Raw genomic sequence first — 14,297 nt, forward strand, 5'->3', positions numbered from 1 at the left:
GGGGGTGTTGATCCGGCAACACTAGCAGGGGCGTTGCGCAGTGTCGTGGGCATATATGTTTGCGTGCCCGCCCTGCTGTTGCACAATGGCACCGCTGCCTTTGCACCTTTGCGCGGTGCTGAACCGACTGGGGAAATTCTGTGTATTTTGCGTTCGGTCGCCGCCGGGTGACAATTAACATGGCCACGCGTGATGAATTGTTTGCCGCGATCCGCGGGCGTTTCACCGGTGGCGAAGGCTTTGCGCTGGCCACGATCAACCTTGATCACATCGTCAAGATGCGGCGCTCGGGCGATTTTGTCGATGCTTACTGCCGGCAGGATCTGGTGGTGGCCGATGGCAACCCCATCGTGTGGCTGTCGCGGCTGGCGGGCACGCCGGTAGAATTGATGCCCGGAAGCGAGCTGATCGTGCCCCTGTGCGGGTTGGCGCGCGATGTGGGGGTGTCTGTGGCGCTGGTGGGCAGCACTCACGAAACCCTGGATCGTGCCGCTGTCGCCCTCGAGGCGCAGGTGCCGGGGGTAAACATCGCGCTGCGCCACGCGCCCTCGGGGGTGTTTGATCCGGGCGGCGCCGAGGCGGCGGCGATTCTGGCCGAATTGAACGCCAGCGGTGCGCGGCTGTGTTTTCTGGCCCTCGGGGCGCCCAAACAGGAATTGCTGGCCGCCCGGGGCCGACGGGATGCGCCCACCGTGGGGTTTGCGTCGATCGGGGCGGGGTTGGATTTTCTGGCCGGGCGGCAGGTGCGCGCGCCCCGCTGGGTGCGGGCCATTGCCATGGAATGGCTGTGGCGCCTGATCGAAAGCCCGGCGCGCATGATACCGCGCTATGCCGCCTGTTTCGCGGTTTTGCCGGGGCAGGTGATCGCGGCGCTGCGCGCAAGATTTGGCTGAGCGGTTCATTTATATTCCACGATCCCCGTCTTGCGCTGGCGCAGGCGGTTGACATGAAAAGTCAGCGCGCCTTGCGCCTCGGGCAATTTGCCCAACACGGTGAAAAAGGCGCGGCTAAGCCCCATGGTTCGCGCAAGGCGGACGATCTGCACCGGCCAAAGCAATAGCATCAGCAACGCCCAAGGGGTGACCAGCGCGCCCAGCAGGGCGACGGCAGGAAGGGCCGCCCCCCAGAGCAGGGCGCGGCGGTGTTCGCGCACCCAGTGGCGTTCGGGCGCAGCGCCGTGCAGGGCGGCGCCTTCGGCAAAGGCATGGCCTGCGCGGCGGCTGCGCCGCCACCATTGCGACAGGCGGGTGATGGCCGCGTCATGCCATGTCATTTCCACGTCCAGCCGATGCACCAGCCAACCGGCATCGCGCAGGCGCACACACAGCTCGGGTTCCTCGCCCGCGATCAGATCATCGCGGTAACCGCCCACTTGCCGCAGGGCCGCCAGCCGGATCAGGGCGTCGCCGCCACAGGCCAGCGCGGGGCCGATCGGCGTGTTCCATTCCGCATCGCACAGGGCGTTATAAAGTGACGCATCGGGGTGACGTTCGCGCCGCCGCCCACAGACCACCGCCACCTGCGGGTGATCGGCCAGAAAGGCGCTGGCGGCGTCGAGCCAGCCCGCGCGCAATTCGCAATCGCCATCCAGCAGTTGCACCAGCGGCGTGTCGTCAGGATCAAGCCGCGCCAGCCCGGCGTTGCGCGCCCGCGCGGCGGTAAAGGGCCGTGCCATGTCCAGCGCCACCACCTCGGCCCTGCGGGCGCGGGCTGCCGCGGCGCTGTCGTCGGTCGAGCCGGAATCAACATAGACGATCCGCGCCACCTGTCCTTGCAACGCATCCAGACAGGTGACAAGGCGCGCACCCTCATTGCGCCCGATGACCACGGCGGCGATGCCTGTCATGGGGGCTCTCCGATCAGAAAGCCACTGTCGCGCAGCATCGCCTGGCCGGTGTAGCGGCAGGCGTTTGGCCCCATGAGGGTAAGGGCCGGATCGTTCTGCATCCGCACCAGACGCAGGCGGTCTTCGCCATGGGGGATGGCGGCATTTTGCACGGTTTGCGCATCACGCAGGGCGGGTTGATTGGCAAATTTATAGTGACGGATCAAGGCGGTAACATCAGAACAGGTCACATGGGCGGAACAATGGGGGTGAACGCCGGACAGCACGCCGGGGGCCAGAAACACCATGGGGTGTTTGGTCAGACAGCAGTTTTCACCAAACACCCGACGGCGCACGCCCCCAAACATCACCTGCACCCCCGGCGGTGCGGTGTTCTGCGCCAGCCACCAGGCAAAGCCGATGGCGGGGTCGTGATAGGCATGGGCGGTGATATTGCCCGTGTCGCAATGATCAAAACGCTCAAGCACCTGATCATAGGGCAGGGTGGCGACCGTGCTAAGCGGAGCATCAGGGAACATCTCCAACATCTGCGCCACCAGCGCGGTTGCGCCCTGCGCATGCAACCGTGCGGCCAGATCGGGCAGAGGCAGGGCACCGGGCGGGTCGAACATTTCATCCATATCGGCAAAGAGGCACCAGTGACCGTTGGCAAAGCGCCGCGCGGCGCGGGCGCGGAAATCGTTTTCGTAAGCCCCCCAGGGCAGGGTGGATTGCATCACGGCACAGCCCGGTTCGCCGCGAAGGCGCGAAAGGGTGGCATCGTCAGAGCCGTTGTCGACAAACACGAAATGCCGCGCCCCGACGGCGCGGTAATGGCGTAGAAATTCATCAAGGTAATAAGCGCCATTGCGCACCAGCGCCACGACGACCACATCGTCTTGCGCCAGATCGAAACGTTTCGGCCCCTGCACATGGCGCAGGCTGTGCCACAGGCGCAAACGCCGCCCCAGACCGGTCAGCCTGTTGCGCATCCTTTCACGAATGCTGCGCCGTTTGCCTGTGGCTGGCATTGAAACTCCCTAATGTCTGCCCCGGTTTTAGAGGTGCGCTGTGGCATAGTTATGGCGACGGGACCGCACCGCGCAAAGGGCGGGGCGGGGGTTGCACATCTGTTGGCCCGCCTTACCATTACGCCGGGATGCAGGGAACTGGTACGCCGGAAAGGCCTTTGGATGAGTGAAACGGAACAGGCGCCGTTCGATCTTTTTGTGATTGGCGGCGGGATCAATGGCACGGGCATTGCCCGCGATGCACAGGGGCGGGGCCTGCGGGTGGGGCTGGCCGAGATGAACGATCTTGCCAGCGCCACATCCAGCGCGAGTACCAAGCTGTTTCACGGCGGGTTGCGGTATCTTGAATTTTTCGAGGTGGGCCTTGTGCGCAAGGCGTTGATCGAACGCGAAGTGTTGCTAAGCGCCATGCCCCACATCAGTTGGCCCATGCGGTTTGTCCTGCCTTATTCCCCTGATATGCGGTTTGAGGGGGAAACCCCGACCAGCCGCCTGTTGAATGTCGTCATGCCCTGGATGCGGGGCCGGCGGCCTGCCTGGCTGATCCGCTTCGGGTTGTTTCTGTATGACAATTTGGGCGGGCGGAAATATCTGCCCGGCACGAAAACCCTGGATCTGACCACTGGACCCGAGGGCGCGCCCCTGAACGATAAATTCGCCAGGGCCTTTGAATATTCCGATTGCTGGGTCGAGGATCTCGCGCCTTGTGGCGCTGAACGCCCGGGATGCCGAGGCGCGGGGCGCCACGATCATGGTGCGCACCAAGGTGATCGCGGCCCACCGGGACGAGGGATTGTGGCAGATCACCCTTGAGGATGAAAACGGCGCACAACAGAACGTGACAGCGCGCGGGTTGGTCAATGCCGGGGGGCCATGGGTGGAAAACATCATCCGCAACCGGGTGCATGTGAACGCAACCGAAGGGGTGCGGTTGGTGCGCGGCAGCCATATCGTGACGCGCCGCCTGTTTGATCATGCCAAGGCTTATTTCTTTCAGGGCGAGGACGGGCGGATCATCTTTGCGATTCCCTATGAGACCGATTTCACCCTGATCGGCACCACCGACAAGGATCACGGGGGCGATCCCAACAAACCGGCGGTTTGTACGTCGGAAGAGGCGGATTATCTGTGCCGCTTTGCATCGGGGTATTTCAAACGGCGTATCACTGGCGATGATGTGGTCTGGAGCTATTCCGGCGTGCGCCCTCTTTATGATGACGGGGCAAAATCGGCCACGGCTGCGACGCGCGATTATGTGCTGTCCCTTGATGCAGGCCCAACCACAGATGGCGGCAGGGGAAGCGAGCCGCCGTTGTTGAACGTGTTTGGCGGCAAGATCACCACCTATCGCAAACTGGCCGAACAGGCGTTCGCGCGGCTGCGCCCGTTCTTTCCCGGGGCCACCGGTGACTGGACGGCGGGCGTGGCCTTGCCCGGCGGGGATTTCCCGGTGGATGGGGTGACGGCGCTGACCGAAAGGTTAAGCGCGGATTATCCGTTCCTTGATCCTTACTGGGCGGGGCGGCTGATCCGGGCCTATGGCACCGAGGCGGCGGTGATGCTGGATGGTGCGCGCAGCGCCGAAGACCTGGGACAGGCCTTTGGCGGCACCTTGACGGCGCGCGAGGTTGAGTGGCTGATGGCGCGGGAATATGCCCGCACGGCGGACGATGTGGTCTGGCGGCGCAGCAAGTTGGGCCTGCGGATGGGCAAAGATGAGATTGCCGCCCTTGATGTCTTTATGGCAACACGGCGCAATCAGCGGGAGGAAAGCAAATGACCCATATTCTGGCCATCGACCAGGGAACCACCTCTAGCAGGGCGATCCTGTTTGACGGAGAATTACAGATTGCCGGCGTGGTGCAGGAGGAATTCGAACAGCATTACCCCGCGTCGGGTTGGGTCGAGCATGAGGTTGACGATCTGTGGGCTACGACCCAGCGCAGCTGCCGCGCGGTGATTGAAAAAACCGGCGTTGCCGCCGGTGATATCGCGGCCATCGGCATCACCAACCAACGCGAAACCGTCGTTGTCTGGGACAAGGACACCGGCAGGCCTGTCCACCGCGCGATTGTCTGGCAGGACCGGCGCACCTCCGGGATTTGCCAGACGCTCAAGGCCGAGGGCCACGAGGCGATGGTGACGGCGCGCACCGGATTGTTGCTGGACCCGTATTTTTCGGGGACCAAGCTGAAATGGCTGCTCGATAACGTCGATGGGGCGCGCGAAAAGGCGAAACAGGGCAAGCTGTTGTTCGGAACGGTGGATTCCTTTCTGATCTGGAAACTGACCGGCGGTGCCGCCCATGTGACCGACGCCACCAATGCCGCGCGCACCCTGCTTTACGACATTCGCAAGGGGCGCTGGTCGTCCACCATCTGCGATCTTCTGGGCATTCCCATGGAGATGCTGCCCGAGGTCAAGGATTGTGCCGCCGATTTCGGCGTTGCACAGCGCGATCTGCTGGGCGCTGAAATTCCGATTCTGGGGGTTGCGGGCGATCAGCAGGCGGCGACCGTGGGCCAGGCGTGTTTTGAACCGGGGATGTTGAAATCCACCTATGGCACGGGGTGTTTTGCCCTGCTGAACACGGGCGACACGCCGGTGGATTCGAACAACCGTTTGTTAACGACTATCGCCTATCAGTTTGATGGCAAACCGACCTATGCCCTTGAGGGATCGATTTTCATTGCCGGGGCCGTGGTGCAATGGCTGCGCGACGGGTTGAAGATTATTGACGAGGCAAAGGAAACCCAACCCCTGGCTGACAAGGCCGATGCGGGGCAGGGGGTGATTTTGGTGCCGGCCTTTGTGGGCCTTGGCGCACCCTATTGGAATGCAGACTGCCGGGGGGCGATTTATGGGCTGACGCGCAATTCGGGACCGGCGGAATTTGCCCGTGCGGCGCTGGAATCTGTCGGGTATCAGACCCGCGATCTGTTAGAGGCGATGCAGGCCGATTGGTCGGCGCCCGGCCAGGCGACCCTGCGGGTGGACGGCGGGATGAGCGCGAGCGATTGGACCATGCAATTCCTGTCCGACATCATCGGCGCCCCGGTGGATCGCCCGGCGGTGTTGGAAACCACCGCGCTGGGCGCGGCCTGGCTGGCAGGCATGCGCGCAGGCGTTTACCCCGATCAGGCGGGATTCGCCAAAAGCTGGGCGTTGGAGCGGCGGTTCGAGCCGGACATGGACAAAGACAAGCGTGCGGCGAAATATGCCGCCTGGAAAAAGGCGGTGCAGGCCACCCTCAGCGTCTGAGGCGTAGGTTAACGATGCCGTAACCAAACCCGTGGTAAATGCGTCATGCCCTTGCAGCCCCCCGGACGCGCCACTAAGACTCTTGAAAGCAGTTTCGCGGTATTCCGCCCCAACCCGAAAAACAGGCAGGCCCACATGCAAGACCCGGCACATTATTTCACCAACAATCTGGTTCCCATGGTTGTGGAACAGACCAGCAGGGGCGAACGCGCCTATGATATTTTTTCCCGCCTGCTGAAAGAACGGATCATTTTCGTCAACGGCCCGGTTCACGACGGGATGAGCCAGCTTGTCGTTGCACAGCTTTTGCACCTTGAGGCGGAAAACCCGACCAAGGACATCAGCATGTATATCAACAGCCCCGGTGGTGTTGTGACGGCGGGTCTGTCGATCTATGATACCATGCAATATATCAAACCCAAGGTATCGACCCTCGTGGTCGGGCAGGCGGCCTCTATGGGGTCGGTTCTGTCGGCAGCGGGCGAAAAGGGCATGCGGTTTGCCCTGCCCAACGCCCGGATCATGGTGCACCAGCCCTCGGGCGGGTATCAGGGGCAGGCGAGCGATATCATGATTCACGCCGCCGAAACCCAGAAAGTGCGCGAACAACTGTACAAGATTTATGTCAAACACACCGGCCAGACCATGAAAGCGGTTGAAAAGGCGCTGGAGCGTGACAATTTCATGTCGCCGCAAGAGGCCAAGGATTGGGGCCATATCGACGAAATCGTCGAAAACCGCGAGAAAGGCGAGCCTGCAAGCTGAAACCGCTTGTGAAGGCTGTGGGGCCACTTTGGCGTTGCGGGCAAAAAACGACTGCCCTAGGCTGGTGGCACAGGGCGGACGGACCAGCGGAGGCTGGCTAAATTTACGGCGGATAGAGGCCCAGAGGTAAGCGATGGCGAACAATTCAGGCGACAGCAAGAACACCCTTTACTGCTCTTTTTGCGGAAAGAGCCAGCACGAGGTGCGCAAACTTATCGCGGGGCCAACCGTGTTCATCTGCGACGAATGCGTCGAACTGTGCATGGACATCATCCGCGAGGAAACGAAATCGGCGTCGCTGAAATCCAGCGACGGCGTGCCCACACCCAAGGAAATCTGTCAGGTGCTGGACGATTACGTGATCGGCCAGATGCACGCCAAGCGGGTTCTGTCGGTGGCGGTGCATAACCATTACAAACGCCTGAACCATGCCGGAAAATCCGACATCGAGCTGGCGAAATCCAACATCATGCTGATCGGGCCCACCGGCTGTGGTAAAACATTGCTGGCGCAGACCTTGGCGCGCATCCTTGATGTGCCCTTTACCATGGCCGATGCCACGACCCTGACCGAGGCTGGTTATGTGGGCGAGGATGTGGAAAACATCATTCTCAAGCTGTTGCAGGCATCGGAATACAATGTTGAACGGGCGCAGCGCGGCATCGTCTATATCGATGAGGTCGACAAGATCACCCGCAAATCCGACAATCCCAGCATCACCCGCGACGTGTCGGGCGAGGGGGTGCAGCAAGCATTGCTCAAGATCATGGAAGGCACCGTTGCATCGGTGCCCCCCAGGGCGGGCGCAAGCATCCGCAGCAGGAATTCCTGCAAGTGGACACCACGAACATCCTGTTCATCTGTGGCGGTGCCTTTGCCGGTCTGGAAAAGATCATCGCCCAGCGGGGCAAGGGGTCGGGCATCGGGTTTGGTGCCGATGTGAAGGATGCTGATACCAAGGGCGTTGGCGAACAGCTTGGCGAACTCGAACCCGAAGACCTGTTGAAATTCGGGTTGATCCCGGAATTTGTTGGCCGCTTGCCGGTGATTGCCACCCTGACCGACCTGGATGAAGAGGCGCTGGTGACTATCCTGACGCAACCGAAAAACGCGCTGGTCAAGCAATATCAGCGGTTGTTCGAACTGGAAGATGCGCAGCTGACCTTCACCGATGATGCCCTGCAATCCATCGCCAAACGGGCCATTGCCCGCAAGACGGGGGCGCGGGGGCTGCGCTCGATCATGGAGGATATTCTTTTGGATACCATGTTCGATCTGCCCGGTATGGACAGCGTGGAAGAGGTGGTCGTGAACGACGAGGCGGTGAATACCGGTGCCGCGCCCCTGATGATCCACTCCGACGCCAAGAAAGCGGCGGCCCCGGCTTCGGCGGGTTAACGCCCATGCGCCGCATCCATTCGGGCGGCGCATATGAGGGCAAAGTCGGCTATTGCCGGGCGGTGGTGGCCGATGGCTGGATTCATGTGTCCGGCACGGTCTGCCCGCCCGATCCGATCACCGGCGCCGTCCCTTTGGGGGCGGCGGCGCAATGCGAAGGGGCGCTGGCCGTTATCATCCGCGCCTTGGATGAGGCGGGCGCAACCCTCGCGGATGGGGTGCGCGTCACCTATATCCTGCCCGACGCTGCGGAATTCGAATCCTGCTGGCCGATCCTGCGCGCGGGTTTTGGGGCGTCCCCGCCTGCCGCGACGATGATTGAAGCCAGGCTGATCGCACCGGAATATCGCATTGAAATCGAACTTACCGCATGGCGCCCCGCCAAGGCCTGAGGCGGTTTTCGGTCGATCATCGCATCAGGCGCCGTCAAATGCCGCGCAGCCGGATACCACCACTGGACGTTGCGCCGCGCTTGGTCCATATCTGGGCGCAAGGAAACCGGAGGCCAAGATGGGCATTCTCAAATCGATTCTGCGCGCCGCGACATGGTGGAACGGCCAGACGCTGAACACCCAGTTCTGGACGTGGCGCAAAGGCATTCGTGTGGGCGAAGATGACCTCGGAAATGTGTTTTACGAGAACGCCGACAAATCGCGCCGTTGGGTGATCTTTAACGGTGCGGTCGAAGCGTCGCGGGTTGATGCCAACTGGCACGGTTGGTTGCACCACACCTGGGATGAGCCGCCCACGGAAAAGCCCCTGCGCCACCGTGCCTGGGAAAAGCCGCATCTGGCCAATATGACCGGCACGCCGCAGGCCTATGCGCCCGCAGGATCGTTGCGGCGCAGCGACCCGGCGCCGCGCAGCGATTACGAGGCGTGGACGCCGGAATAACCGGCGATGGCAATCTCTAGCGATCTGATAACAAACACTGCGCTGCCGCAGGGCGGACGGGTATAATGTTGAAACGACTTGCTTTTTGCGCTGCCCTTCTGGGGGCCGCTGCCCCGGCATTTGGCCAGAGCGAAACCACAACAACCCGGGTGCAAAGCGCGCCGGGGGCGATTTTGCGGGGGCTTGATAAGGTGTCGGGGGTGGTGTCTGACATCGACATTTCCGTCGGACAGACCGTCGCGCTGGGGCGATTGCAGATCACGCTGGGCGATTGCCGTTATCCCACCAACAACCCGGCGGGCGATGCCTATGCCTGGTTGGTGATCCGGGACGCGGGGGTGGAAGTGCCGCGCTTTCAGGGCTGGATGATTGCCTCCAGTCCGGCGCTGAACGCGATGGAACATCCGCGTTATGACGTCTGGGTCATCCGCTGTAAAACCTGATCGGGGGCGGGGGCCAGTGGCCCGGCGCGGTTGAAATCGGCGGCGCGGGTGATGGCTGTGGCCAGGTGCCGGTGATACTGGGCGCGGGAAATTTCCACAGCACCAAGACGGGCCAGATGCGGTGTAAGGAACTGTGTGTCAAACAGGGTGAACCCCCCAACGCGCAACCGGTCAACGAGATAGGCCAGCGCCAGTTTTGAGGCATCCGTACGCCGGGAAAACATGCTTTCGCCAAAAAAGGCGGCGCCGATGGTCACACCGTAAACCCCACCCACCAGCGCGCCATCGTCCCACAATTCAACGGAATGGGCAAAACCGCCCCGGTGTAATGCCTGGTAAAGATCAAAGATCGTGTCGTTGATCCAGGTTTCCGGGCGATCAGCACAGCCGGTGACGACGCCGGTAAAATCACGATCGAAACTTACCCCAAAGGGGGCGCTGCGCAACCGGCGGCGCAGGCTGCGCGATATGTGAAACCCGGACAGGGGAAAAACCCCCCGACGCCGTGGATCAATCCAATGAATATCGGTTGAATCACGGCTGTCGGCCATGGGAAATATCCCCGCCCCATAGCCCCGGAGCAGCAGTTCAGGCGTCAGCAGGCCTTCGGTCAAGGATTACCCCAGATTGGTTTCCAGCCAGTGTTCAAGCCAGTGAATGTTGTATCCGCCGGTTTGCACCGCCTCTTCGCGCAGAAGGGCGTCGAACAGGGGGATTGTCGTGTCGACCCCATCGACGATCAATTCCCCCAGGGCGCGTGACAGGCGGGCCAGGGCTTCGGGGCGGTCGCGACCATGGACGATCAGCTTGCCAATAAGGGAATCGTAATAGGGCGGGATGCGATAGCCATCGTAAAGCCCCGAATCCATCCGCACGCCCAACCCGCCGGGCGCGTGATATTGGGTGATCGTGCCGGGGGACGGTGAAAAGCTGGGCAGCTTTTCGGCGTTGATCCGCACCTCGATGGCATGGCCGGTCAGACGCAGGGTGCTCTGGTTGAATTCCATGGGCAGGCCGGCGGCCACGCGGATCTGTTCGCGCACCAGATCGACGCCAAACACCGCCTCGGTCACCGGATGTTCGACCTGAAGGCGGGTGTTCATCTCGATGAAATAGAATTCATCGTTCTCGTACAGAAATTCGATGGTGCCGGCACCGGAATACCCGATCTTGGCCACGGCATCGGCGCAGGTCTTGCCAATGCGGGCGCGCTGTTCGGGGGTGATCGAGGGGCCGGGGGCCTCTTCCAGCACCTTTTGGTGGCGCCGTTGCAGCGAACAATCCCGTTCGCCCAGATGCACGGCGCGGCCCTTGCCATCGCCAAACACCTGAATTTCAATGTGGCGCGGGGTGGTGAGGTATTTTTCGATATAGACCTCATCATTGCCGAAAGCGGCCTTGGATTCGCTGCGCGCCGTGCGAAAGGCGGTTTCCAGATCCTTGGCGGTTTTGGCCAGTTTCATACCGCGCCCACCGCCACCTGCCGTGGCCTTGATGATGACCGGATAGCCGATTTCGGCGGCCACGGTTTTTGCCGTTTCCAGATCGGGCACGCCGCCCTCACTGCCCGGAACACAGGGCACACCCAGATTCTTCATGGTGTCCTTGGCGGTGATCTTGTCGCCCATGATGCGGATGTGTTCGGCCGAGGGGCCGATGAACGTCAGTTGATGGTCTTCGACGATCTGCACAAAGGCCGCGTTTTCCGACAGAAAGCCATAGCCGGGGTGAATCGCCTGCGCACCGGTGATTTCACAGGCTGATATGATGGCCGGCACCGAGAGATAGCTTTGCGAACCGGAAGGCGGGCCGATGCACACGCTTTCGTCGGCCATGCGCACATGCATTGCGTCGGCGTCGGCGGTGGAATGCACAGCGACGGATGCAATGCCCATCTCGCGGCAGGCCCGGATGACACGCAGGGCGATTTCGCCCCGGTTGGCGATCAGGATCTTGTCGAACATGGGCGGGTGTCCTTATTCGATGATCATCAGGGGGGCGCCGAATTCGACAGGTGTGCCGTCTTCGATCAGGATCCGTTTCACGGTGCCCGAATTCAGGGCCGGGATCTGGTTCATGGTTTTCATCGCCTCGACGATCAGCAGGGTTTGCCCCTCGCTTACCGCATCACCAATCTTGACAAAGGCGGGGGCACCCGGTTCGGGCGACAGGAACGCGGTGCCGACCATGGGCGAGGTCACAGCACCGGGGAGTTCGGCCGGGTCGGCGGTGCGTTCGGGGGCCGGGGGGCGCTGGCCGCTGGCGGGGCGGCGGGGGCCGCAACAGGCGCGGCCATCGGGGCGGCGGCGGGTGCGGGTGCGGGGATGCTGCGTGATACGCGCACATCCAGGCTGTCGTCTTCGCCGTATTCCCGTTTGACGCTGAGTTCGGTCAAATCGTTTTCGCGCAGCAGTTTTGCCAGTGCCTCGATAAAGGCGACGTCGGACTTGTGCGTTTTTTCTGTCATGCCATCCTCATTCCCGTGTGGCCCTCGGCCAGCCTGGCCTCGGTATATGTCAGCGTTGCCGGGGAAGAAAGACGTAAAACCAAAGGTGCGCGGCGCGGCGCGCGCCGCCCTCAGCGGATGCTGAGACGCAGGGAGAATTGTTCGGATCCGGTGTTGCGAAACAACTGGAACACATTCACTTCATAGGTTGCGCGCCGGGTGCGAAAGCTGAAATCGTCCTGACAATCGATCACGCCGGGGATGGTGAAACAGGTGTTGCGGCTGCCCGAAAGCTGAAGCCGCGCCGTTTGCCCGTTGCCCGAACCAAAGGTGAAACACAGGGGCCGCCCATCCGACACCAGCCCCGACACCACCCCCGAAGACGCACCGCGCGCGAATTTGATTTCGGAACAGCTCTGTGCCGCAGCGGATGTGGCCCAGAACGCAAGCAAGGTGACAAGAATATATCGGGTCATGAAAACATCTCCTGGTGAAAGCCCCAACATACCATTTTGCGCGCCCGCTGTCATTTGCCCATGCAGGTTTGGCGAACGCCGGATTTTAGAACGCAGCAGTGCATCGGATCAATGTGGCATAGCCAAAGGATTGTGATCGGACGAACCCTGAGAAATGGCCCTGTGGGGCTGCCGAACGGTCTCGCGGATCGGAATGATCGGGACAGCGCCACGCGCGATGGTGACGGTGCGGCAGCGGCGCGTGTCACAAGCCCCGTCAGCGGTCACGGTGCCGATCTGTTCGTCCTCGGGGATCTGGGGCCGAGCAGGTTAGGCAGCGCGGGGCTGTCACCGTTGCGGCTCGGGGTGAACTCCCGCTCGGTGATTGCCCTGCAATCACCTGACGGCAATGGATGGCACGGATGTCGGAGGTGGCTGTATCATCGCGAGGTGCACCTTGCGCCGGCTCGCCATTTTCGCTCGGACCAATGGCGCGACATGGCTCACCGTCGCCCCTGGGCGCCGTGCTTTCGGGCCGGAAAATTGGGGAGAGTGCGTCCCTGGAGGCCCCTCACTTGGGGATGCAGACCGCGTATAAAGCTGCTATTCGCTGGCAAGCGTTCTCGGGAAACCCACGGAAACCACCGAAAATCGGGGTGAATCACAGGAAATGCGGCAAAGTAAAGAAACCACGGAATTCCTGTTATGTGTTTGAATTCAAAAATAGAATCATCCGCTCGGCTCAGCATTGCACCCATGATGGATTGGACGGATCGGCATTGTCGGTATTTTCATCGGCTCATGTCGCGGCAGGCGTTGCTTTATACCGAGATGGTGACGGCGCCGGCGTTGGTGCGGGGGGCGCGCGGCATTTGTTGGCGTTCCACCCAGCAGAACAGCCGGTGGCGTTGCAACTGGGCGGTTCTGATCCGGCGGAACTCGCACAGGCGGCGGTGATGGGGGCGGATGAGGGGTATGGCGAGGTTAACCTTAACGTCGGTTGCCCGTCGGACCGGGTGCAATCGGGCTGTTTCGGGGCGGTTTTGATGGAGCGTCCGGCGCTGGTGGCTGAATGCGTGGCGGCGATGATTGCGGCAGTGCCGCGCGATGTGGCGGTCACGGTGAAATGCCGGATCGGAGTTGATGATCAGCGCCCCGAAGACGCGCTGCCGGGATTTCTGGAACAGGTGCAGCAGGCCGGGGTGAGGCGGGTGCAGATCCATGCGCGCAAGGCATGGTTGCAGGGGTTGAGCCCGAAGCAGAACCGCGATGTGCCGCCTTTGGATTACGATCTGGTTGTGGCGATGAAGGCGGCGTTTCCCGATCTGCATCTGTCGATCAACGGCGGAATTGGCGATCTGGCACAGGCAAAGGCAGTGCTGGCGCGGGGGCTGGACGGTGTGATGATCGGACGGGCCGCCTATCATCAGCCCTTTGATATTCTTGGCACGGCGGATCGTGATATTTTTGGAGAAGCGGGGCCGGGGCTGAACCGGGCGGAGGTTGTGGCGGCGATGGAGCCGTATATCGCCGCGCATCTGGCGGCCGGTGGCCGGCTGAATCAGATCACCCGCCACATGCTGGGCCTGTTTGCAGGGCGACCGGGCGCGCGGGCCTGGCGGCGGATCCTGTCGGAGGGCGCCCATCGTCCGGGGGCGGGTGTCGAGGTTTTGCACGCCGCATTGGCGACGGTTGAAGGTGTTGACGCCTGACCCAAAGGAGCGCCTTCGGCGCACGCTGTTCAGGGGGCCTGTTTCGGCTGTTGTGGCGCTGCGGCAG

The 14,297-nt window shown here is 62.1% G+C and carries 11 protein-coding genes and 5 pseudogenes; 9 read left to right on the forward strand and 7 right to left on the reverse strand.

What is annotated here, in order from left to right; genetic code table 11:
• Positions 1 to 140: 140 nt before the first annotated feature.
• Positions 141 to 893 (forward strand): WecB/TagA/CpsF family glycosyltransferase, encoded by a 753-nt coding sequence (locus tag AC0L7P_RS09530; RefSeq protein WP_473432611.1) that lies wholly within the window; start codon positions 141 to 143, stop codon positions 891 to 893.
• 5 nt (positions 894 to 898) lie between these two features.
• Here the strand turns inward: AC0L7P_RS09530 and AC0L7P_RS09535 are convergent, their stop codons facing one another.
• Entirely contained in the window at positions 899 to 1,846 is a 948-nt protein-coding gene (locus AC0L7P_RS09535) for a glycosyltransferase family 2 protein (RefSeq protein ID WP_473432612.1), read from the reverse strand.
• On the reverse strand, positions 1,843 to 2,856 hold the full coding sequence (locus AC0L7P_RS09540) for a glycosyltransferase family 2 protein (protein WP_473432613.1): 1,014 nt from the start codon (positions 2,854 to 2,856) through the stop codon (positions 1,843 to 1,845). The genes AC0L7P_RS09535 and AC0L7P_RS09540 overlap by 4 nt, the downstream gene beginning before the upstream one ends.
• Before the next feature lie 162 nt (positions 2,857 to 3,018).
• Here AC0L7P_RS09540 and glpD point away from each other — a divergent pair.
• From glpD to AC0L7P_RS09575, 7 genes and pseudogenes are all read left to right on the forward strand, one after another.
• Positions 3,019 to 4,636: pseudogene (gene glpD, locus AC0L7P_RS09545) on the forward strand (glycerol-3-phosphate dehydrogenase).
• Complete coding sequence (gene glpK / locus AC0L7P_RS09550; protein WP_473432614.1) at positions 4,633 to 6,117, forward strand: glycerol kinase GlpK; 1,485 nt, start codon at positions 4,633 to 4,635, stop codon at positions 6,115 to 6,117. The pseudogene glpD and the gene glpK overlap by 4 nt, the downstream one beginning before the upstream one ends.
• A 135-nt stretch (positions 6,118 to 6,252) precedes the next feature.
• Positions 6,253 to 6,882: an ATP-dependent Clp protease proteolytic subunit gene (locus AC0L7P_RS09555; RefSeq protein ID WP_473432615.1), complete on the forward strand. Its 630-nt coding sequence runs from the start codon at positions 6,253 to 6,255 to the stop codon at positions 6,880 to 6,882.
• 133 nt (positions 6,883 to 7,015) lie between these two features.
• Positions 7,016 to 8,280 (forward strand): annotated as a pseudogene (clpX, locus tag AC0L7P_RS09560) (ATP-dependent Clp protease ATP-binding subunit ClpX).
• A gap of 5 nt (positions 8,281 to 8,285) precedes the next feature.
• Complete coding sequence (locus AC0L7P_RS09565) at positions 8,286 to 8,672, forward strand: Rid family hydrolase (RefSeq protein WP_473432616.1); 387 nt, start codon at positions 8,286 to 8,288, stop codon at positions 8,670 to 8,672.
• Between the two features lie 118 nt (positions 8,673 to 8,790).
• On the forward strand, positions 8,791 to 9,174 hold the full coding sequence (locus tag AC0L7P_RS09570; protein ID WP_473432617.1) for an NADH:ubiquinone oxidoreductase subunit NDUFA12: 384 nt from the start codon (positions 8,791 to 8,793) through the stop codon (positions 9,172 to 9,174).
• Positions 9,175 to 9,239: 65 nt separating this feature from the next.
• Complete coding sequence (locus AC0L7P_RS09575; protein WP_473432618.1) at positions 9,240 to 9,617, forward strand: DUF2155 domain-containing protein; 378 nt, start codon at positions 9,240 to 9,242, stop codon at positions 9,615 to 9,617.
• Here the strand turns inward: AC0L7P_RS09575 and aat are convergent.
• The 5 genes and pseudogenes from aat to AC0L7P_RS09600 form a co-directional block, all read right to left on the reverse strand.
• Positions 9,584 to 10,231, reverse strand: a complete 648-nt coding sequence (aat, locus tag AC0L7P_RS09580; protein ID WP_473432619.1) for a leucyl/phenylalanyl-tRNA--protein transferase — start codon at positions 10,229 to 10,231, stop codon at positions 9,584 to 9,586. The genes AC0L7P_RS09575 and aat overlap by 34 nt on opposite strands.
• 3 nt (positions 10,232 to 10,234) lie before the next feature.
• Positions 10,235 to 11,581, reverse strand: a complete 1,347-nt coding sequence (gene accC, locus AC0L7P_RS09585) for an acetyl-CoA carboxylase biotin carboxylase subunit (RefSeq protein WP_473432620.1) — start codon at positions 11,579 to 11,581, stop codon at positions 10,235 to 10,237.
• Positions 11,582 to 11,593: 12 nt separating this feature from the next.
• A pseudogene (gene accB / locus AC0L7P_RS09590) lies at positions 11,594 to 12,084 on the reverse strand (acetyl-CoA carboxylase biotin carboxyl carrier protein).
• 110 nt (positions 12,085 to 12,194) lie between these two features.
• Positions 12,195 to 12,539, reverse strand: a complete 345-nt coding sequence (locus AC0L7P_RS09595) for a hypothetical protein (RefSeq protein WP_473432621.1) — start codon at positions 12,537 to 12,539, stop codon at positions 12,195 to 12,197.
• 171 nt (positions 12,540 to 12,710) lie between these two features.
• Positions 12,711 to 12,922 (reverse strand): annotated as a pseudogene (locus AC0L7P_RS09600) (hypothetical protein); the annotation flags it as partial.
• A gap of 352 nt (positions 12,923 to 13,274) precedes the next feature.
• Between AC0L7P_RS09600 and dusA the strand changes: the two are divergent.
• Positions 13,275 to 14,230 (forward strand): annotated as a pseudogene (gene dusA / locus AC0L7P_RS09605) (tRNA dihydrouridine(20/20a) synthase DusA).
• Positions 14,231 to 14,297 lie beyond the last annotated feature (67 nt).

It is taken from the genome of Oceaniglobus sp. K40-3, assembly GCF_055808395.1.